Origin of the sequence: Marinobacterium arenosum, from assembly GCF_019795155.1 — a bacterium.
GTDB lineage: Bacteria > Pseudomonadota > Gammaproteobacteria > Pseudomonadales > Balneatricaceae > Marinobacterium_C > Marinobacterium_C arenosum.
In genome coordinates this window covers 48,713-69,245 of record NZ_JAILYN010000015.1, presented here as the reverse complement: position 1 = coordinate 69,245, position 20,533 = coordinate 48,713, and the positions used below count along the sequence as shown (strand labels likewise).

General features: G+C 59.9%; 21 protein-coding genes. 11 read left to right on the top strand and 10 right to left on the bottom strand.

Going from position 1 to position 20,533, the window contains the following annotated elements; translation table 11 throughout:
- Window positions 1-47: 47 nt before the first annotated feature.
- The 3 genes from K6T12_RS08965 to K6T12_RS08955 form a co-directional block, all read right to left on the bottom strand.
- Entirely contained in the window at window positions 48-1,079 is a 1,032-nt protein-coding gene (locus tag K6T12_RS08965) for a Fe(3+) ABC transporter substrate-binding protein (RefSeq protein WP_222221592.1), read from the bottom strand.
- A 119-nt stretch (window positions 1,080-1,198) separates the two neighbouring features.
- The gene (locus K6T12_RS08960) at window positions 1,199-1,915 is read right to left on the bottom strand and encodes a 16S rRNA (uracil(1498)-N(3))-methyltransferase (protein ID WP_222221590.1); all 717 of its coding nucleotides are present in this window, start codon (window positions 1,913-1,915) and stop codon (window positions 1,199-1,201) included.
- Between the two features lie 114 nt (window positions 1,916-2,029).
- Window positions 2,030-3,739: a sigma-54-dependent Fis family transcriptional regulator gene (locus K6T12_RS08955; protein WP_222221588.1), complete on the bottom strand. Its 1,710-nt coding sequence runs from the start codon at window positions 3,737-3,739 to the stop codon at window positions 2,030-2,032.
- A 333-nt stretch (window positions 3,740-4,072) separates the two neighbouring features.
- Between K6T12_RS08955 and K6T12_RS08950 the strand changes: the two genes are divergently transcribed.
- The 8 genes from K6T12_RS08950 (at window position 4,073) to K6T12_RS08915 (ending at window position 10,157) form a co-directional block, all read left to right on the top strand.
- Window positions 4,073-4,381, top strand: coding sequence for a phenol hydroxylase subunit (locus K6T12_RS08950; RefSeq protein ID WP_222221586.1), 309 nt, complete (start codon window positions 4,073-4,075; stop codon window positions 4,379-4,381).
- A gap of 29 nt (window positions 4,382-4,410) precedes the next feature.
- A complete protein-coding gene (locus tag K6T12_RS08945) occupies window positions 4,411-5,397 on the top strand; it encodes an aromatic/alkene monooxygenase hydroxylase subunit beta (RefSeq protein ID WP_222221584.1) in 987 nt (328 codons plus the stop codon).
- 12 nt (window positions 5,398-5,409) lie between these two features.
- Window positions 5,410-5,679, top strand: coding sequence for an MmoB/DmpM family protein (locus K6T12_RS08940; RefSeq protein ID WP_222221582.1), 270 nt, complete (start codon window positions 5,410-5,412; stop codon window positions 5,677-5,679).
- Window positions 5,680-5,696: 17 nt separating this feature from the next.
- Window positions 5,697-7,199: an aromatic/alkene/methane monooxygenase hydroxylase/oxygenase subunit alpha gene (locus tag K6T12_RS08935; RefSeq protein WP_222221580.1), complete on the top strand. Its 1,503-nt coding sequence runs from the start codon at window positions 5,697-5,699 to the stop codon at window positions 7,197-7,199.
- A gap of 73 nt (window positions 7,200-7,272) precedes the next feature.
- On the top strand, window positions 7,273-7,635 hold the full coding sequence (locus tag K6T12_RS08930; protein ID WP_222221578.1) for a phenol hydroxylase subunit P4: 363 nt from the start codon (window positions 7,273-7,275) through the stop codon (window positions 7,633-7,635).
- A gap of 15 nt (window positions 7,636-7,650) precedes the next feature.
- A complete protein-coding gene (locus tag K6T12_RS08925) occupies window positions 7,651-8,712 on the top strand; it encodes an NADH:ubiquinone reductase (Na(+)-transporting) subunit F (RefSeq protein ID WP_222221576.1) in 1,062 nt (353 codons plus the stop codon).
- 135 nt (window positions 8,713-8,847) lie between these two features.
- Window positions 8,848-9,228: a 2Fe-2S iron-sulfur cluster-binding protein gene (locus K6T12_RS08920; RefSeq protein WP_222221574.1), complete on the top strand. Its 381-nt coding sequence runs from the start codon at window positions 8,848-8,850 to the stop codon at window positions 9,226-9,228.
- A 5-nt stretch (window positions 9,229-9,233) separates the two neighbouring features.
- Complete coding sequence (locus K6T12_RS08915; RefSeq protein WP_222221572.1) at window positions 9,234-10,157, top strand: catechol 2,3-dioxygenase; 924 nt, start codon at window positions 9,234-9,236, stop codon at window positions 10,155-10,157.
- A gap of 336 nt (window positions 10,158-10,493) precedes the next feature.
- Here K6T12_RS08915 and K6T12_RS08910 read toward each other — a convergent pair whose 3' ends face one another.
- Window positions 10,494-11,507, bottom strand: a complete 1,014-nt coding sequence (locus K6T12_RS08910; RefSeq protein WP_222221570.1) for an LLM class flavin-dependent oxidoreductase — start codon at window positions 11,505-11,507, stop codon at window positions 10,494-10,496.
- A 323-nt stretch (window positions 11,508-11,830) separates the two neighbouring features.
- Here K6T12_RS08910 and K6T12_RS08905 point away from each other — a divergent pair, with 323 nt between their 5' ends.
- Both K6T12_RS08905 and K6T12_RS08900 read left to right on the top strand, forming a co-directional pair.
- The gene (locus tag K6T12_RS08905; protein ID WP_222221568.1) at window positions 11,831-12,703 is read left to right on the top strand and encodes a LysR family transcriptional regulator; all 873 of its coding nucleotides are present in this window, start codon (window positions 11,831-11,833) and stop codon (window positions 12,701-12,703) included.
- 99 nt (window positions 12,704-12,802) lie between these two features.
- On the top strand, window positions 12,803-13,768 hold the full coding sequence (locus K6T12_RS08900) for an AraC family transcriptional regulator (RefSeq protein WP_222221566.1): 966 nt from the start codon (window positions 12,803-12,805) through the stop codon (window positions 13,766-13,768).
- A gap of 21 nt (window positions 13,769-13,789) precedes the next feature.
- Here K6T12_RS08900 and K6T12_RS08895 read toward each other — a convergent pair whose 3' ends face one another.
- The 6 genes from K6T12_RS08895 to K6T12_RS08870 all read right to left on the bottom strand — a co-directional run bounded on the left by K6T12_RS08895 (window position 13,790) and on the right by K6T12_RS08870 (window position 19,288).
- A complete protein-coding gene (locus K6T12_RS08895; RefSeq protein ID WP_222221564.1) occupies window positions 13,790-14,611 on the bottom strand; it encodes an IclR family transcriptional regulator in 822 nt (273 codons plus the stop codon).
- A 111-nt stretch (window positions 14,612-14,722) separates the two neighbouring features.
- A complete protein-coding gene (locus tag K6T12_RS08890; protein WP_222221563.1) occupies window positions 14,723-15,433 on the bottom strand; it encodes an ABC transporter ATP-binding protein in 711 nt (236 codons plus the stop codon).
- A 2-nt stretch (window positions 15,434-15,435) separates the two neighbouring features.
- The gene (locus K6T12_RS08885) at window positions 15,436-16,215 is read right to left on the bottom strand and encodes an ABC transporter ATP-binding protein (RefSeq protein WP_222221561.1); all 780 of its coding nucleotides are present in this window, start codon (window positions 16,213-16,215) and stop codon (window positions 15,436-15,438) included.
- The gene (locus tag K6T12_RS08880; RefSeq protein WP_222221559.1) at window positions 16,212-17,174 is read right to left on the bottom strand and encodes a branched-chain amino acid ABC transporter permease; all 963 of its coding nucleotides are present in this window, start codon (window positions 17,172-17,174) and stop codon (window positions 16,212-16,214) included. The genes K6T12_RS08885 and K6T12_RS08880 overlap by 4 nt, the downstream gene beginning before the upstream one ends.
- Before the next feature lie 15 nt (window positions 17,175-17,189).
- Window positions 17,190-18,053: a branched-chain amino acid ABC transporter permease gene (locus K6T12_RS08875; protein WP_222221557.1), complete on the bottom strand. Its 864-nt coding sequence runs from the start codon at window positions 18,051-18,053 to the stop codon at window positions 17,190-17,192.
- A 62-nt stretch (window positions 18,054-18,115) separates the two neighbouring features.
- Window positions 18,116-19,288: an ABC transporter substrate-binding protein gene (locus K6T12_RS08870; RefSeq protein ID WP_222221555.1), complete on the bottom strand. Its 1,173-nt coding sequence runs from the start codon at window positions 19,286-19,288 to the stop codon at window positions 18,116-18,118.
- Between the two features lie 235 nt (window positions 19,289-19,523).
- Between K6T12_RS08870 and K6T12_RS08865 the strand changes: the two genes are divergently transcribed.
- Window positions 19,524-20,447, top strand: a complete 924-nt coding sequence (locus K6T12_RS08865; RefSeq protein ID WP_222221553.1) for a catechol 2,3-dioxygenase — start codon at window positions 19,524-19,526, stop codon at window positions 20,445-20,447.
- Window positions 20,448-20,533: the final 86 nt, after the last annotated feature.

Here is a 20,533-nt window from a genome sequence, read left to right as displayed (position 1 = left end):
GGCCCCGCCATCAATCAGCCAGCAACTAGCTAATTAGCTGATTTCAATCAGTTGTCGAAACCAACCTGGTCGGCCAGTTTGGCAGCGGCGCTGCGCTGTTCGGCCACTTTCTGCAGGTTGATAGCGTCCTCCTTGAACTCGCCCATGTATTTGTTGAGCAGTTCGGAGCGCTCGGTGCCCGGCCGCACCGGGAACTCGAAGTTGACCTCGGCGTACAGCTTCTGCGCCTTCTCGGTGGTCAGAAACTCGATCAGCTTCTGGGCCGCGGCCGGGTGCGGGGCATACTTGGTGATCGCCGCACCGGAGATATTCATATGCGCACCGCGGTCATCCTGGTTCGGGAAGATCAGGTTGACCGACTGGGCCCACTCGATCTGCTCCGGCTTCTTGTCGTTGGTGATCATCTTGCCGAAGTAGTAGGAGTTGCCCAGCGCGATATCACAGACACCCTCTTTAACTGCTTTCACCTGGGCGCGGTCGTTGCCCTGCGGCTTGCGCGCCAGATTGGCTTTCAGTCCTTCCACCCACTGCTTGGTTTCCGCTTCGCCTTTGTGGGCGATCATCGAACCGATCAGCGACAGGTTGTAGGTGTGCTTGCCGCTGCGGGTACAGATACGGCCTTTCCATTTCGGGTCGGTCAGGTCTTCGTAGCGGCTGATCTCGCCCGCCTCGACCCGTTCCTTGGAGGCGTAGATGATGCGCGAGCGGGAGGTCAGGCCGACCCACTGGTGTGCCGGGTCGCGGTATTTGGCCGGCACGTTGCGATCGATGATCTCGCTGCGGATCGGTTGGGTCAGCCCCTGTTCGACGGCGTCGTACAGCGGTCCGATATCGGAGGTCAGCAGTACGTCGGCCGGCGAGTTCTTGTCTTCATGTTTCAGTCGGGCCAGCAGGCCCTTCTTGGCGAATACCACCTTGGTGGCGATGCCGGTTTCCTCGGTGAATGCGTCCAGCAAAGGTTGAATCAGGAACTGCTGGCGGTAGGAGTAAATGTTGACCTCGTCGGCGGCCTGGGCGCTCGGTAAGCTGAACAAGGTGGCCAGAGCGGCGCAGGAGAGTGCCTTGATGGAGATTTTCATAATACTGATTTGAACGTCCCGGTCACTGGTTTAATAAGTTTAATGCGAATTATTCTTATTACATTTCTGTAATCTGTCAAGCACTGTGACGGTTTGTTCTGCCGAACAGCTGACCGGGGTCAAAAAATCGGGAATAAGCGGGCCAGTAGCACCGGCACCGCGTTTTCCACCCGCAGAATCCGTTCGCCGATATGGATCGGCTGGAAACCGGTTTCAATCAGCTTATCCACCTCGTAGCGGATAAAGCCGCCCTCCGGGCCGACCGCCAGGGTGGTCGGGGTATCCAGCGGCGCCGGGCACTCGGCGGCCTGGTAGGGGTGTGCGATCAGCGCCCGGCTGTCGGCGGCGATCGCCGGCAGTTCGTCCTCGACGAACGGCTTGAAGCGCTTACGCAGGTGGACCTGTGGCAGCAGGGTGTCGCCGGCCTGCTCCAGGCCGAGCAGCAGCTGCTCGTGAATCTTGCCGTCGGCCAGCCAGGGCGATGACCAGAAGCTCTTGTCGACCCGGTAGGAGTTGATCAGGTAGAGCTGCTTGACCCCCATCGCGGTGGCGCTCTGCAGGGTGCGCTTGAGCATCTTCGGCCGCGGCAACGCCATGATCAGGGTCAGCGGCAGCGGGCGTGGCGGTTGCCGCTCCAGCCGGACCGCCAACTCGATCTGGCGGTCGTCGATCGCCATCACCAGCCCCCGGCCGATCTCGCCGTTCAGCAAACCGACCTTCAGGCTGTCGCCGAGCGCCGGTTGCTGGACCTGGCGGATATGGTGGAAGCGGCGGTCGGCCAGTATCACCCGGTCGGTGGCGACGAAATCATCTTCGAACAGCAGTATCAGGTTCATGGGAAGCGGCGGCGGTCATGCGAATTCGGGCCGCAGAGTGTACCTCAGTGGTGGTTCGATCATGAAATGGGGATGGCTGACCGGGGCGCAGAGACCCCGGCCAGTGGTTTTGCATCAGCCGGCTTCGTCCAGCTTCTTCAACCGGTAGGCCAGCGCCGGGCGGGTCAGACCGAGCAGTCGGGCGGCCTGGGAGACGTTGCCATCGGCCTTGTCCATCGCCTTGCGGATCAGGTCGTTTTCCAGCTGTTCGATGCTGAACTCCTCGTTCAGCATGTCGTCCAGCAGCATTGTCTTGTCTGCCGGGGGGATATCGTCCTGGCTTTCGGTCAGCATGCCGGAACGGTTGATGACGTTGAGCGGGTGGCTCGGCTCGGCCAACGACGGGAACAGGCTGTGCAGTTCGATCGCCTGGTTGTTGTCGGCCAGGATCACGCCGCGCTCGATCATGTTCTCGAGTTCGCGGATATTGCCCGGCCACTTATAGTTCATTAACGCCTGCATCGCTTTGTCGGTCACCCCGGTGGTGCGCTTGTTGTAAAGGGCGTGGTATTTCTGCAGGAAATGCTCGATCAGCAGCGGAATGTCCTCGATACGCTGGCGCAGCGGCGGGATATGAACCGGATAGACGTTGAGCCGGTAGAACAGGTCGGCGCGGAAGCGCCCTTCGTTGACTGCCTGTTCCAGGTCTTCGTTGGCGGCGGCCACCACCCGCACGTCGATCCGCCGGGTGCGGGTGTCGCCGACCCGCTCCAGCTCGCCCTCCTGCAGCACCCGCAGCAGGGTGGCCTGGGCGCGCGGCGAGAGTTCGATCACCTCGTCGAGGAAGATGGTGCCGCCGTGGGCCCGCTCGAACTTGCCGACCCGGTCCTGGCTGGCACCGGTATAAGCACCTTTCTCGACGCCGAACAGTTCCGCTTCGATCAGGTCCGGCGGAATGCAGGCGCAGTTGACCGCCACGAACGGTTTGTCGGCGCGGTCGCTGGACTGGTGCAGTCCGCGGGCGACAATCTCCTTGCCGACGCCGGTCTCACCCTGCAGCAGTACGGTCACCTTACTCTTGCTGGCCTTGCGGATCAGTTGGCAGACGTTCTTGAAGGCGCCGGATTGGCCGACCGAATTGAACAGCAGGTCCTCCTCCTCCTCGGGCGAGCGGAAACTCTCCTTCAGGGTTGAAACCTCAGCCTGCAGAGCGAACAGCTGTTCGATGATCGGATCGGGCAGGAGATAGCGTTCCAGCTCTTCGCGATCAGGCCACTCTTCTGCAGGTTTGCCGACGATGTGGCAATGATCGTGACCCATTCCCGCACATTGTGTTTCGCGAAAGATCATCTTCTTGCCCATGTAATAGGTGGTGTAACCGCTGGCATAACCAATCAGCTCCCAGCAGATTGGCTCGTCCGACAGACCATATTCCGGGATATGGATTTCGACCTCGTAGGAGTCGCGCCAATTGAACTCCGCGGCAAACTTGCCCTGTTCCAGATCGAACTCCAGCGTGACCGGTTCGACCTTCACCATCCCCTTCAGTGCGTGCAGTTGCGGACCGGCCAGGAAGGCCTCGTCCTGGGAGAGGTTTGGACGCACTTTACAGGCTGTTTCGGCGTCTTTTAGCCCAGATTGGTAACCAAATCGCATTAAAAAGCCTTTTGCGCGCTCCTTGCCCAGGGTGTCGATCAGCTCTTTACGCAACGACCCCATCACAGCCGAGTGTATCAGCAGCATCCGCTGCTCGTTCATCCAGATCTTGCCGTGGTCGGTGTCGAATTGAATCTGCGAGACCAGATCGCCCATTTCGGGCAGCTGGAGCGCCTTTACCTCACTCATTTTGTCAGCCCCTTATTATTTTATTGGGTGGCATTGATGGCGTCGCATAACTGTTTTGGCAGGGTGGAACAGGGTTATGCACGGCATCATCAAATCATTAATTTTTGTTGTTTGCTTTAATCATTTCATCACCCCTCCCCCTCTATTCGTCAAGCGCTAATTTCCCATGAAGTGTCTTGGTGAGCGCATTTTTTATCTTTTTTCTAAAAAATAAATCGAATTAAAACAATATGTTGCATGGTTTCGTTGTCTTTTTTTGGGCCTCCTGTGCCGGTGCTGGCACGCCGGTTGCTGAAGTGGGAGTGACGAAAACAAAAAATCACAGGGGGCAGTATGGCAACCGTTCACCTAGAAACGCGAACCGATATACCGACCAGGCCGGACTTTCAGCGGCTGGTCAAATATGTGCGTGTACGCAGCGAGCCGGAGGCACGTTTCGTTGAATTCGACTTCGCCATTGGTGACCCGAGCCTGTTTGTCGAACTGGTGATGCCGCAGGGTGCCTTCGAGCATTTCTGTCGTCGTAACGAGGTGGTTCACATGACGGACCAGCAGATGGCGGCGGTGGATGCGGAGATGGAGAAGTGGCGCTACGGCGAGGACACGCTGATGGCCCGCAACCATGAACGTCCGGAATCATAAAAACAAACTGACGAGCTGGGAAAAGTCCGATGACCATTGAAATCAAAACGGCAACGCTGGAACCGGTACGCAATACCTTTGCGCATATCGAACGCCGCTTCGGCGACAAGCCGGCAACGCGCTACCAGGAAGCGACCTATGACGTCCAGTCCGAAGTGAATTTTCACTATCGCCCGCTGTGGCAGCCGGAGCTGGAGCTGACCGATACCCGTCGCACCGCGATCAAGATGGCCGACTGGTATGCCTTCCGCGATCCGCGCCAGTTTTACTACGGCGCCTATGTGCAAGCCCGCGCCAAGATGCAGGAAGTGGCGGAGAACAACTACGCCTTCTTCGAAAAGCGCGGTCTGGCCGAGCGGATGCCGGAAGAGGCCAAACAGAAGGTGATCCGCTGCCTGCTGCCGCTACGCCATGTCGAGCATGCCGCCAACCTCAACAACATGTACGGCTCCGCCTACGGCAACGGTACCGCCATCACCCAGGCGCTGCTGTTCGACGGCATGGATCGCCTGGGTATCGCCCAGTACGTCTCCCGTATCGGGCTGTTACTTGATGGCAATACCGGCGATGCGCTGAGCGAGGCCCGCTCCTACTGGATGAGCGATCCGTTGTGGCAGGGCGTGCGCCGCTACCTGGAGAAGACCTTGGTGACCGAAGACTGGTTCGAGGTCTTTATCGCCCAGGATGTGGTGCTGGATTCGCTGATCTACAACCTGATCTACGAACAGTTCGACGCCAAGCTGGCGCAGCAGGATGGTCAGGACCTGGGCATGCTGACCGAGTTCATGCAGGTCTGGTTCAAAGACGCGTCTCGCTGGGTCGACGCGGTGCTGAAGACCGCCGCCGCCGAGTCCGACGAGAACCGGCTGCAGCTGGAACAGTGGATCAGCCACTGGCGCGGCCAGGCCGAAGAGGCTCTGTCTCTGGTGGCCCATGAAGCGGTGGAAGAGGGCGCGCTGCAGGTGGCGCGTGAAGCACTGGATAAGCGCCTGAGCAAGGCCGGTTTGTTCAAGTAAGGGGAATTGGAAATGTCAAAGGTTTACATCGCACTGCAGGATAACGAGGAATCCCGTTTCATCGTCGAGGCGATCGAAGAGGACAACCCTGATTCCACCGTGATCCACATGCCGGCAATGGTACGTGTCGAGCGGGAAGGCCGACTGGTGGTTCGTCGCGAGACCGTCGAAGAGAAGATGGGCCGCGACTGGGACGTGCAGGAACTGCACGTCAACCTGATCACCCTGGGCGGTAACGTCGAAGAGGACGACGACGCGCTTTCCCTGCACTGGAACGAATAATAACAAGGTGACCGATCATGGCAGCTAAAAAACTGAATATTAAAGAGAAATATCGCCTGTTGACGCGTGATCTCGATTGGGAATTCTCCTACGAGGATCGCAACAAGGCGTTCCCGTTTGAGGAGTTCGAAGGGATCAAGATTACCGACTGGTCGAAGTGGGAAGATCCGTTCCGCCTGACCATGGATGCCTACTGGAAATACCAGGCTGAGAAAGAGAAGAAGCTGTACGCCATCTTCGATGCCTTCGCCCAGAACGATGGTCACCTGAATGTGTCCGATCCGCGCTACGTCAATGCGGTGAAACTGTTCCTGACCGGCGTATCGCCGCTGGAGTACCAGGCCTACCAGGGCTTTGCCCATGTCGGTCGTCAGTTCGGCGGCGTCGGCGCCCGGGTGGCCTGCCAGATGCAATCGCTGGATGAGCTGCGCCACGTGCAGACCCAGATCCACGCGATGAGCCATTACAACAAGTTCTTCGACGGGCTACAGGAATACAGCCACATGCATGATCGCGTGTGGTACCTGTCAGTACCGAAGTCGTTTTTCAATGATGCCCGTAGTGCCGGTCCGTTCGAGTTCATGATCGCCATCGGCTTCTCGTTCGAGTACGTGCTGACCAACCTGCTGTTCGTGCCGTTCATGTCGGGTGCCGCCCACAACGGCGATATGGCGACTGTGACCTTTGGTTTCTCGGCCCAGTCCGACGAAGCACGTCATATGACCCTGGGGCTGGAGATCATCAAGTTCCTGCTGGAGCAGCACGAGGACAACGTTCCGGTCGTGCAGAAGTGGATCGACAAGTGGTTCTGGCGTGGCTCCCGCCTGCTGACCATCGTTTCGATGATGATGGACTACATGCTGCCGAACAAGGTGATGTCCTGGAAGGAGGCCTGGGAGGTCTACTTCGAGGAGGCCGGCGGCGCGCTGTTCAAGGACCTGGCCCGCTATGGCATCCGCATGCCGAAGTACGCCGACGTGATCGAGAAGGAGAAAGAGCATATCTCCCATCAGGCCTGGTGGACCTTCTACACCCACGGTCATGCCGCCGGTTTCCACACCTGGATTCCGACCGACGAAGAGCTGGACTGGCTGTCCGCCAAGTACCCGGACACCTTCGACAAGTACTACCGGCCGCGCTGGGAACTGGCCAAGGAGATGGAAGCCAAGGGTGAGCGCTTCTACACATCCGGCCTGCCGCAGCTGTGCCAGACCTGCCAGATCCCGATGCTGTTCACCGAAATGGACGATCCGACCCAGATCGCCTATCGCGACTGCGTCCACAACGGCGAGCGCTACCACTTCTGCTCCGACGGCTGTAAGGACATCTTCGAGGAGGAGCCGGAGAAGTTCGTTCAGTCCTGGCTGCCGGTGCACCAGATCTTCCAGGGCAACTGTGGTGGCCCGGGGGTCGAGGACATCCTGCGCGATTACTACCGCATGAATGTCGGCGCCGACAACATGGATATGAAAGGCTCGCCGGACGAGCTGCGCTGGAAAAAGTGGAAGGGCGTCGCCTGATCGGCACGCGGCACGTTAATTAGGCTGCCGGCGCCCGACGCCGTCGGCGGCCCCTGTAAAGAAGGTACACGACATGCCTGTACACGCGATTACCGATAACTATCAGGGCCAGGTACTGGATGCCAAGGCCAACTTTGGCGGCAATATCGTCGTCTATTTCGGCTGGGACCGTCACCTGATGTTCTGTGCTGCCAAGGCTTTCCCGCTGTCGCCGGATATGCGTTTCGGCGATGTGCTCGCCAACGTGCTGCCGGAAGCGTTCAGCCAGCATCCGGAGTTCAGCCAGATCAACTGGCAAACCGCCCAGTGGCAGCTGGACAACCAACCGATCAATCCGCAGCCGGACCAGACCCTGGCCGAGCTGGGTGCCGACCACAAGTCCCTGTTCCGCTTTGTCACGCCAGAGCTCAAGGGCTTCCGCAATGCCGGTATCTAACCGGAGGTAATAGCTATGACGTATGAAGTAACCATTGAACCGACCGGCGACGTAATTCAGGTCGATGACGATCAGACCATCCTCGATGCCGCGCTGCGTCAGGGTGTGTGGCTGCCGTTCGCTTGTGGCCACGGGACCTGCGGCACCTGCAAATGCACGGTTACCGATGGCGATGTCGATCTGGGTGACGCCTCGCCGTTTGCGCTGATGGACAGCGAGCGCGAAGAGGGCGTGGTACTGGCCTGCTGCGCCAAGCCGGAGTCCGACCTGACGCTCGAAGCCGATATCGATGTGGATCCGGATTTCGCCGGCTACCCGGTGCGCGACTTTGTCGGCACCGTCACCGAGATCAGGGACCTGTCGCCGACCATCAAGGGGATCTGGTTCGAACTGGACGGCGCAATTGAGTTCCAGGCCGGTCAGTACGTCAACCTGCACATCCCCGGGGTGGAGGGCAGCCGTGCCTTCTCCATCGCCAACAAGCCGTCCGACAGCCGAACCGTCGAGCTGCATGTGCGCCGGGTGCCGAACGGTGCCGGTACCGGTTACCTGCACGATCAGTTGCAGGTAGGCGATACGCTCGATATCTCGGGCCCCTATGGCCAGTTCTTCACCCGCAAGTCCGACAGCCAGGATGTGATCTTTATCGGCGGTGGTTCCGGTGTGTCCAGCCCGCAGTCGATGGTGCTGGAACTGTTGGAGGAGAACGACCCGCGCCAGATCTACCTGTTCCAGGGCGCCCGCAACGTCAGTGAGTTGTACAACCGCGAGCTCTATCTCCAGCTGGCTGAGCAACACGACAACTTCCACTACATCCCGGCGCTCAACGCTCCGGAAGTGGGGGATGACTGGGAGGGCTTCACCGGTTTCGTCCACGAGGCCGCCATCGACTATTTCGACGGCAAGTTCAACGGCCACAAGGCCTACCTATGTGGTCCACCGCCGATGATCGATGCCGCTATCACGGCGCTGATGCAGGGTCGCCTGTTTGAGCGCGATATCCATATGGAACGCTTCTTCACCGCCGCCGATGGCGCTGATGAGCAGGCCCGCTCGGCCTTGTTCAAGCGGATCTGACCAGGTGGCGGCGATGGAAACACCCGCATTCGGGATTGCATGTTTCCATCGCAGCCGCTGGTTCAGATGTTTTGAACAGCCGATGATCAGATGAGCTTCTGGTGCCCGTCAGGGCGAAGAGTGAGGTCTGAACCGATGGATAACCATAACAACCGGCATCCGCAGCCGGGGATGCAGACACCGCATCAGGTGGCGCTGGCTGACAGTGACACCTGCTTCAAGGCGGAACCGGAGATCAGCGTGCTGGTGGCGATGGAACGCGCCGGTCAGCAGTTGATTCCGGTGGGCTGCCGCGGTGGCGGCTGCGGAAAATGCCGCATCCGCATCTTGCAGGGTGACTACTTCAGTAAACGGATGAGCCGCGCCTGGGTCTCTCCCGAACAGGAGGCCGGTGGCACGGTACTGGCCTGTCGGGTGTATGCCCGCGGTGATTTGCTGATCAAACCGGATCCGCCCGAGATAGCCGTCAGTTGCCATGCGGCGGATCAGCCAGACCAACAGAACAATAAAAGGTAATTAGCATGAAAAAAGGTGTAATGCGTCCGGGACACATTCAGTTGCGCGTACTGGATATGGAAGAGGCTCTGGGTCACTACCGTGACCTGCTGGGGCTGATCGAGGTCGATCGCGACGATCAGGGCCGTGTCTACCTGAAGGGCTGGACCGAGGTCGACAAGTTCTCGGTGGTGCTGCGCGAAGCGGACCAGCCGGGCATGGATTTCGTCGGTTACAAGGTGTTGAACAGCGAGGTGCTGGCGCAGCTCGAGCAGGCGCTGAAGGATTATGGCCAGGATGTCGAACAGATTCCCGCCGGCGAGCTGAAGGGCTGCGGCCGCCGGGTGCGCTTCGATTCGCCGACCGGTCACATGTTCGAGATCTATGCCGAGAAGGAGCAGACCGGCAAGTGGGGCGTGGAGCAGGTCAACCCGGAAGCCTGGCCGCGTGACCTGACCGGCATGCGCGCCACCCGTTTCGACCACTGTCTGCTGTATGGTCCGAACATCGAAGGCACGGCAAAACTGTTCCAGGACGTATTGGGCTTCGACATCGCCGAACAGGTGATCGATGACGAGGGCAAGCGGCCGGCACTGTTCCTGACCGTCAGCCAGAAAGCCCACGACGTGGCCTTCATCGAATGTCCGGAGCCGGGCAAGCTGCATCACGCCTCTTTCTTGCTGGAAACCTGGGAAGACGTGCTGCGCGCCGCGGACCTGATCTCGATGACCGACACCTCGCTGGATATCGGCCCGACCCGTCATGGCCTGACCCACGGCAAGACCATCTACTTCTTCGACCCGTCCGGCAACCGCAGCGAAGTGTTCTGCGGCGGTGACTACCACTACCCGGACCATGAACCGGTGACCTGGACTACCGACCAGCTGGGCAAGGCGATCTTCTACCATGATCGCGCCCTGAACGATCGCTTCCTGACCGTGTTGACTTGATCTACTCAAGCCAACCCAAATCGGGCCACCCCAAACCGACTGCCCCTTCGTCGGTTTGGGGTGGCCCTTTTTGTTTCTGCGAATGCTTGCTGTGGGTTCTAGGTTATGACTTTTGCACTGTCGAAATAGACGTTGGGCCGCGCTGGATGGGCCACGCAGGTCGGGGGTGATAAAAAGATAGGATGCTGTAAGCAGCTGAAGGTAGAGTGCGGGTTTAGCCTGTGCCTCTATGCTTTGGATGTCTTGGGAAGGTCTTGGGTTGGCTCAGCACTTGGGCCTTCATTTGAATAGAGTACTGCAAGCGCTGAATCCCGATAAGCACAACTGTTATCAATACTAGCCGATCAACGTTTCCGCCAGGCGTTGATAACTGCTCAGACGATGGCGGTAGTCGTGAGTCACCGTGACAATCCCCACTTCCTCTGACTGATAGCGGTCCGCCACGCGGCAGATCTGATCGGCACATGCCTCCGGCGTCCCCAAAATCATCGAGTTCAACACCGCATCGAAGAAGGCCTGGTCGGACAGGCTCAGCTGCTTTTTCAGGTGCACTGCTTCGGCGGGGCTTTTCAGCACTTCGCGGACGCCTTGGCGGAACGCTTTCACTTTCCAGTACACCGCCGGAGCGGCCAGGTATTCAGCCTCCTCACGACTGTCGGCGCAGAGGGCGGCAACGGCGATGCTGGCTTCGGGCTCACCCTCATGGCCGGCCTCGTACCAGGCCTGCTTGTATTCGGTGATCACGCTGGGCGGTGCCGAGTCCGGACTGATGAACAGGGCCAGCGCCATTTTCATGCCGACCTGCCCGGCCAGGCCGGCGCTACCGCCGCTGGAACCCAGCATCCAGGTTTCCGGAGTGGCGGGTTGGCCTGGCATCAGCTGCAGGGGCTGGTATGAATGGCCTTCCGGCAGGGTTCGGTGCAGCAGGTGCTGCACTAGCCAAGCCTGTTCGGCATAGTTTTCCAGGCCCGGCTGGGCCGGGTAGGCGAGGGCATGGCTGGCCAGGCCGTCGCCACCGGGGGCGCGGCCGATACCCAGGTCGATACGGCCCGGGTAGAGGGTTTCCAACATGCTGAACTGTTCGGCCACCTTGTAAGGGCTGTAGTGGGTCAGCATCACACCGCCGCTGCCGACGCGGATACGGTCGGTCACGCTGGCGATATGGCTGATCAGAATCTCCGGGCAGGGGCCGGCGAAGTTGACGCTGTTGTGGTGCTCGGCAAGCCAGTAGCGGTGATAGCCGAGGCGGTCACAGGCGCGGGCCAGATCGACCGTCAGGGCAACTGGAGAAAGATCACTGGGCAGGCCCTGCACGGGGGACTGGTCGACGACGGAAAGTTTCAAAGTCATAAGGCTTCCTGAATGGGTAGGTTGGGCTCAGCGTTTGCCATGCGCGCGGCGGGGGAGCAGCCAGAAGGCAAATCAGCGGGTAATACGGGCGCTAGGAGATGGCGACCTTCAGCACGGTGACCCTATCCTCAGCCGGGGTGTTGATTCTATTTTTGGCATTATGAATATCCTGACGGCGTACCCGTGAAGGAGCGCTATGTCAGCGGACGATCCCTTAATGGCTGCGAAATTATCCGCATTGGCTGTTGACCAATATAGGTCGGTAGGGATATTTATCTAGCGGATGCGCGGGAAGCTGTGATTTCATTTTTGGGAATAAGACTATGAACTATCAGGATCTGTACTACTTCATCAAAGTGGTCGAAAAGGGCAGTCTGGTGGCGGCTGCCCGTTATCTGGATATCCCGACCTCGACCCTGTCCCGTCGCCTGCAGGCGTTCGAACAGCAGCTGGGCTACAAGCTGGTACACCGCAGCTCGAAGAAGTTCGGCCTGACCGAGTCCGGGCAGCGTTTTTATCACAGCCTGGAGCCGGTGATGTCCGAGCTGGAGATGCGCTCCGAGGATGTGAATAGCGAGCTGTCGTCGCTGTCCGGCGATATTAAGATCACCGCGCCGCTGACGCTGGGCCACCACTACGTCAAGGACTGGGTGTTCGAGTTCATGGAGATCAACCCCCGGATCACGGTGGAGATGTTCCTTAGCAACCAGAATGTCGACCTGGTCAAGAACAGTATCGATATCGCCTTTCGGCTGGGTAAGGTCACCCTCAACGACTGGGTATCGCGTCCGCTGATGGAGACCGAGATGGTGGTGGTGGCAACGCCGGAACTGCTCGACCGTTATCCGGAACCGACGCAGCCGGAACAGCTGGCCGAGTTGCCGCTGGTGGTGCTCAAGCGGTCGGCCTTCTGGCGCTTCCAGGATGGCGATGGCCATGGTGTCACCTTCACGCCTCACGCCCATCTGCGTACCGATGAGATCCGCTTCGCCGTGGATGCGGTCAAGCGTGGCCTGGGTGCCTGCTGCATGCCGCGCTACGTGGTGACGGAGGAGCTGGCGCGTGGCGAACTGATCCAGCTGCTGCCGGAGTGGTCGATGCAGGGCCGCACCATGCACATGCTGTATCCGCACCGGCAGAGCCTGCCGGTGAAGACCCGGGCCTTTATCGAGTTCGTGATGGACAAGGTCGCCTGAAGCGTCGGGGAGAACTGATCAAAAAGTAAGCGTTGCATCCACTCTTGGTTTACCTATAATGAACCGATTAATAATAATTACAAAAGCAGAGTGAGGCAGATGTTCTCCAATGTGCTCAGCAATGCCATGATCTTTGATCAGGCACATCCGCTTGAAGTGTCCAGATACGTTAACCAGCATGTGGGCCACCATAAGCTGGAGCTCAATGATTCGAATTGCGACCGGCGACCGGCCTCCCGGCTGCGCTATCGCGATTTTGCCGGGGTCGGGCTCTCCTCCATCAGTTATGGTGATAACGTCCGGGTCTGCTGCCCCGAGCTTCAGGGTATCTATCATTTCCAGGTAGTGACCCAGGGGGAGTGTCGCTGGTTGTTCCGCGACGAGAACCTCAAGTTGACCCGTGGCCAGGCCCTGATGATGAATCCGGGCGAGCAGATGGATCTGGCCTATTCCGCCGATTGCGAGAAGGTGATCGTCAAGGTGCCCGAAGAGCTGGTCAAGGAGGTGTGCCTGGCGCAGTCCGGCCGGGTGCCCGCGTCGGGAGTTCGGTTCGAGCGAAAAGTGATTGAGCTCGAGCAGTCGCTGGGCTTCATGCGCCTGCTCGATGCGTTGCTGCTGGAGGCGAACGAAACCGAGCTGGACCTGAGCCATCTGCAGCTACCCTATCGCGATATCCTGATCCGCAAGCTGTTGCAGCAGTTCGACAGCAATGCCGGCTCCGGTCCTGACATGCAGATCAATGACCGCAGTTTTTCACAGTTGATGGCCTACATCGAAGCCCACATCCGAGACGACCTTGCTGTCGAGGAGCTGGCCCAGGTGGCCAACGTCAGTGTGCGGACGGTCTACAACCTGTTTGCCAAATACTTCAATGTCACCCCCAAGCTGTTCATCAAACAGTCCAAGCTCCGGAGCCTGAGGGAGGAGTTGCAGAACAATGCGGCTATCCGCAACGTAACCGAAGTCGCGTTGGACTACGGTTTTTCCCACCTGGGGCGCTTCTCGTCGGACTACCGCAAGATGTTCGGCGAACTGCCCTCCGAAACCCTGCGTCAGCGCCGCTGAGATTCGACGGCCGAAGCCCGCTCAGCCGGGCTCCGGGCGCTGACTGCGGCCGCAGATCGCTTCTGTGACGCGGCGGGCGCAGCTTTTCACCATCTCGCTGTAGCGGCTGCCCGGCCGCACATCGATATCCCCGCTGAGGCCCATCAGGCTGATCACCGACGAAATGTTGCCGTTGATATCGAGGATCGCACTGCCCACCACATTGATATCTGGAAGGAAATCGCCGTAGAAGCAACAGAGGTTCTCCTCGCGCACCTGTCGCAGGTGAGCCTCGAAGGCGTTGCGGTCAAGCGTCTGGCCCTGGTGGCGGGGCAGCGCTGGCGGGTTGCTATAGAACGCATCCAGTATCTGGTTGAGCCGCGCCTCGGGCAGGTGGGCCAGGAAGATGCGGCCGGAAACCGAATAGAACGGCGACAGCTCCATGCCCAGCCGGACATTGACCGCCACCGGCAGGCTGGCGTCCAGCCATTTGATCACCAGCGGGGCATGACCGTTCCAGACGGTGACCGACAGGGTCTTGTCGCTGTCGCGGTTCAGCTGGTCGGCGGCGTCGAAAGCGGATTGGATGGGATCGATGCGGCTCAGGGCGGCGACGCCGAGGGTCAGGCTGGACTTGCCGAGGGTATAGCCGTAGCCGTTGTCCTGGGCGATATAGCCCATACGCATCAGGCTGACCATGTACTTGTGCAGCCGACTGGACGACAGTTCCAGCTGCTCGGACAGGTTCTTCAGGGTCAGCGCCTTGGGCGACTCGGCCAGGGTATCCAGAATGCGCAGGCCGATCTCCAGGGAGCCGATTCCCTGGCGCTGACCATCGGTGATCTTGTCTGTCTCGGCGGGCATCTGAGGGTATCCATTTAACCAACATCGGAATCGGGGATTCTACCAATATGCTGGCAGAACCCCCAACTGGCGCGTCGATGTCCGCGACCGGGCGAGCCCGGCAGTCCGGGCTCAGACACCCAGATAGGACTCGACCTCTGTCAGGTTGTGCATCAGCTGTTCGGAGCCGGCGCTGAACACCACCTGGCCCTTGACCAGCACGATATGCTGGTCGCACAGCTCCTTCAGCACCTGGATGTTCTTGTCGACGATCAGAGTCGAGATGCCGCTCTCCTTGATGGTGCGGATCACCTGCCAGATCTCCTTGCGGATCAGCGGCGCCAGGCCTTCGGTGGCCTCGTCCAGAATCAGCAGCTCAGGGTTGGTGACCAGCGCCCGGCCGATCGCCAGCATCTGTTGTTCGCCACCGGACAGTTGGGTGCCCAGGTTGCTCAGCCGCTGCTGCAGGCGGGGGAAGGTCTCCAGCACCCGCTGGTAGGTCCAGTTCCGTTCGCCGTTCCGGTTGGCGCGGGCGGCCATCTCCAGATGCTCCTTCACCGTCAGGTTGTGGAACATGCCGCGTCCTTCGGGTACATAGGCGATATCCTTGCGCATGCGCTGCCAGGTGGGCAGCTCACTGAGCTCCTCGCCCTGGAAGATCACATCGCCGCTGCGTGGCGGTACCAGACCGAGAATGGATTTCAGCGTAGTGGTCTTGCCCATGCCGTTGCGGCCCATCAGGCTGACCGCCTGGCCGGGCTGAATGTCGAAATTCACACCGTGCAGGATGTGGCTTTCACCGTAATAGGTATGCAGCCCCTTCACTTGTAGCAGTTTGGTCATCGTCAGAATACCTCGTCGCCCTGTCCCAGATAGGCCTCTTTTACGCGCGGATTATCGCGCACCTGAGAGACGGTGCCGGTGGTCAGGTGCTGGCCATCCACCATCACGGTCAGTTGGTCCGACAGCTCGAACACCGCATCCATGTCGTGTTCCACCAGCACGATGCAGTACTCCCGCTTGAGCCTGTTCAGCAGCTCGATGATCAGCTGGGATTCCTCGTGGCCCATGCCGGCCATGGGTTCGTCCAGCAGCAGCACTTGCGGGGCGGTGGCCAGTACCATGGCGATCTCCAACTGGCGCTGCTCGCCATAGCTGATCTGCGCGGCGATCTGGTCGCGGCGGGCGCCCAGGCCCACCTTGTCCAGCGCATCGCTGGCGATCTCGTCCAGCACCTTCTGGCTGTAACGCGAGCGCAGCAGGTTGAAGTTGCCGCCCATACGCCGCTGCACCGCCACGCAGCAGTTCTCCAGGCAGCTGGCGCCCGGGTAGATATTGGTTTTTTGAAAGCTGCGGCCGATGCCGCGGCGGGCAAAGGCGTGGGGCTTGATCGCCTCGATCGCTTCGCCCTTGTGCATGATGCGGCCGTGGGTTGGTTTGTAATGACCGCAGAGCAGGTTCAGTAGGGTACTTTTGCCGGCTCCGTTGGGGCCGACGATGCCGTGCAGTTGTTTGTCGTAGAACTGCAGTGAGACACCGTCCAATGCCTTGAGCCCGCCCCAGTATTTGCACAGGCCCTGGGTTTCCAGCATCACCTGGATATCCAGCGAGACTTGGGTATTCATACGCGTTTCTCCAGCAGTTTCTCCATGTATCCGGCGATGCCGTTCTTGAACAGCATCACCATGGCGATGATCAGGGCGCCCATGAACAGCAGCCAGTGTTCGGTCAGGTGTTCGAGGCTGTAGTGCAACCCTTCGTAGACGAAGGTGCCGAGCACGGCGCCGTAGATGGAACCCATGCCGCCCAGTATCGACATCACCAGTGCCGAGCCGGAGGTGGTCCAGGCCAGCATCGACGGGTTGACGAAGCCGTACTGCAGGGTGAACAGGTAGCCGGCGTAGGCGCCCAGCGCCGAGGCGATCACGTAGCTCATCAGGCGGAACAGGAAGATGTTGTAGCCCAGCGCCGTGGTCCGGCCCGGGTTCTCGTGGATGGCGTCCACCACTCGGCCGAAGCGGGAGCGGATCAGCAGCCGGAAGAACACCAGCGTATTGAACAGCGACAGCAGGCAGAGGTAGTAGAAGTGGGTCGGGTTATCGAGGTCGAAGAAGCTGAGCCCGAAGATGCTGGTTTCCGGCTTGACGTAGATGAACAGGCCGTCGTTGCCGCCGAACTCGATCGAGTCGGAGAAGAAGTAGAAGGTCATCTGGGCGAAAGCCAGGGTGATCATGATCATGTAGATGCCGCTGGTGCGCAGCACCAGGAAGCCGATCACCAGCGCGACGGCTGCCGCGATCATGCAGATGTAGAAGGTGTAGACCCAGAAGTTCACCGCCTCGTATTCCGGTGCGATCATCCAGAACAGGTAGCCGCCCAGGCCGTAGAACATCGCATGGCCCAGGGTGATCAGGCCGCAACGGCCTACCAGGTAATCCAGCGACATCACGAACAGGGCGAAGATCATCACGCTGGTCAGTTTGCTGACGTAGAAGGTGTTCTGTTCCAGGAATAGCGGCAGCAGCAGGGCCAGTGGAAAGAACAGCCAGATGAAGTAGCGTTCGGTACGTTTATTGAAAAGCATGGCACGGACTCCGGATCAGGACGAGAACAGTCCCTGAGGTTTGAGCAGCAGGATGAACGCCATCAGGATGTAGATCATCATGCTCGACAGCTGGGGCAGCAGCACCGAGGCGAAGGTATCGACCAGCCCGACCAGCAGCGCGGCCACCAGCGCCCCCTTGATCGAGCCCATGCCGCCGATCACCACCACCACGAAGCAGGTGATCAGAATGTGCTCACCCATGCCGGGTACGATCGAGGACATAGGCGCGGCGGCCACGCCGGCCACCGCGGCCAGCATCACGCCGATGGCGAAGACGATGGTATAGAGCTTGCGGATATCGATGCCGAGGCACTCGACCATCTCGCGGTTGGATTCACCGGCGCGGATCAACATGCCGAGACGGGTCTTGTTGATCATGAAATACATCAGCGCGGCGATGGCGACGCACAGCAATGCGACGAAGATGCGGTAGACCGGGTATTCCAGCACCTCGGTCAGCGGCACCGCGCCGGACAGTGGCTCAGGCACGGCGACCCCCAGCGGATCGTTGCCCCACAACAGGCTTTGCAGGGCGTTGAACACGAAGATCATGCCGATAGTCAGCAGCACCTGGTCCAGGTGGTTGCGCCGGTACAGCTGGCGGATAAGGGTGCGCTCCACCAGAATGCCGATCAGCAGCGCGATGGCGGCGGAGAGGATGGCGCTGAGGCCGAAGCTGCCGGTATGTTCGACGAAATACCAGGCCAGGTAGGCGCCGACCATGTACATCGAGCCGTGTGCCAGGTTGAGGATGCCCATGACGCCGAATACCAGCGTCAGGCCGGACGCGATCAGGAACAGCAGTAGACCATACTGCAGTCCGTTGATCAGCTGCACTAAAAACAGGGACGTGGTCATGACAGAACCCGCAGATCAGTTGGTTGGAACAGGCCGGGCAGCCGGGGCCGCCCGGCTGTGGATCAGAGCTTGCAGCCGCGGGCCGGGTCGCTCAGCGCCGGGGACGCCACGTACAGCACCTTGTTGACGCCGCCCTCCACGGTGCGCAGGTAGATGTTCTGCACCGGGTTGTGGGCGGCGGAGAAGGTGAACGCACCGCGCGGGCTCTCCACGGTGGTGTTCTCCAGGGTCTTGATCAGTGATGCGTGATCGGAGACATCGCCACCCATCCGGTTGACGGCGGAGGCGATCATCAGGCCGGTGTCATAGCCCTGTACCGCATAGATATCGGAGGGTTTGCCGAACTGCGCCTGGTAGGACTTGCGGAAGTCGAGGTTCTCGGCTGTCTCCAGGGTATCGGCATAGTGCAGCGTGGTCATGATGCCCTCGGCCGAGCTGCCCTGGGCCTCGAGTGTGCCCTCGGTCAGGAAGCCGGCCCCCAGCAGCGGAATCTTGCCCTTCAGACCCAGCGCATCGTAATCCTTGACGAACTTAACGGCGCCGCCGCCGGCGAAGAACACGAACACCGCATCGGGATTGATCGAGGCGATCTCGGACAGGTAGGCCTGGAATTCGGTTTTCGGGAAGGGCACCAGGATCTTCTTGACGATCTCACCGCCACCGGCGGTGAAGGACTCTTCGAAGGCGTCCAGGCTCTCCTTGCCCATGCCGTAGTTCCAGCTCATGGTCACCACTTTCCGGTAGCCGTTGTCCAATGCCACCTCGCCCATCGGATAGGACGGCTGCCAGGAGGAAAACGAGGTGCGGAACACGTTCGGTGCGCACAGCGGACCGGTCACCGGGCCGGCACCGGCATTGGGCACGATCATCACCGTCTCCTTGCCACGCAGCACTTTCAGCATGCCCATGGCGACGCCCGAATGCACCGGGCCGATGATGAAGTCGGCTTTGCTGTTATTGAGCAGCGAAGAGGAGATTTCAGGGGCGCGCTCGGGGCGGGCTTCGGTATCGATCTCGATGAATTCGATCTTGCGGCCGTGTAGTTGCGGGGCTTTCTCCTGCAGCGCCATCTTCAGGCCGTTGCGGGTGGCATCGCCCAGCGCGCCGTAAACACCGCTGAAAGGCAGCATCATGCCGACCTTGATCGGCTCGTCGCTGGCCGCAACCGTTGTGCTCAGGGACAGGGTGGCCAGACCGGCCGCGACGGCAGTAAGCATTCTGTTGGGCTTGAACATGATAAACCTCATTGTGCGTCGTTATTTTTATGGTCTGTTGATTAGAAAGAAGGCGGCCGGGTGGGCAATAGCCGCCAGGTGCACAGCTGTGTCCAAAAACTGCAACGGCGGTTGGTTTGCATGGATTGGATAAAGCTTGCAGCCATCGGATTTAATGCCGCACACGCACCTGCAATAGTCGAGTCATCGGCGGCGGAAGCGTCGCCGCCAAAAGCGAACAATAAGAGAGGTGGCTATGAGAAAGGGTGTGATGCGTCCCGGTCATGTGCAGATCCGGGTACTGGATATGGATGAAGCGCTACGGCATTACGTCGATCTGCTGGGCCTGGTCGAGATGGACCGGGACAGCCAGGGGCGGGTGTACCTGAAGGCCTGGACCGAGGTGGACAAGTTCTCGGTGGTGTTACGTGAAGCGGACCGGCCGGGCATGGATTTCATGGCCTTCAAGTGCCTGAGTGAAGAGATCCTCGAGCAGTTGCATCAGGATCTGCAGACGTTCGGTTGCGGCGTTGAGGAAATTCCGGCCGGTGAATTGAAGGATTGCGGGCGCCGTCTTCGCTTTCTGGCACCCAGTGGCCACCATTTCGAGTTGTTTGCCAGCAAGCAGCAGACCGGCAAGTGGGGCGTGGCTAACCGCAACCCGGAAGCCTGGCCCCGTGACCTCAAGGGGATGAAAGCCACGCGCTTCGACCACTGTCTGCTGTACGGCACCGAACTGGACCGGACGCTGGCGCTGTTCCGTGACGTGCTGGGCTTCGAGCTGGCCGAACAGGTGGTTGCCCCTGACGGCAAGCGAGTGGCGCAGTTCCTGACCGCCAGCATGAAGGCACATGACGTTGCCTTTATCGATCATCCCGAGCCCGGAAAATTTCATCACGCCTCCTTCTTCCTGGAGACCTGGGACGATGTGCTGCGGGCCGGTGACCTGATCTCGATGACCGATACCTCCATCGATATCGGCCCGACCCGTCATGGTCTGACCCATGGTCAGACGATCTACTTCTTCGACCCGTCCGGCAACCGCAACGAGGTGTTCTGTGGCGGGGACTACCACTACCCCGATCACGAACCGGTCACCTGGGACGCCGAGCAGCTGGGCAAAGCGATCTTCTATCATGACCGCCAGCTCAACGAGCGTTTCCTGACCACGCTGACCTGAATTGTTGTTGTCGTGCTGCAATCGACTGTCCTGTTTCTGCAGTCGAACCTTCCTACGCCGTCATCTGACGGCGTTTTTTATGCGCA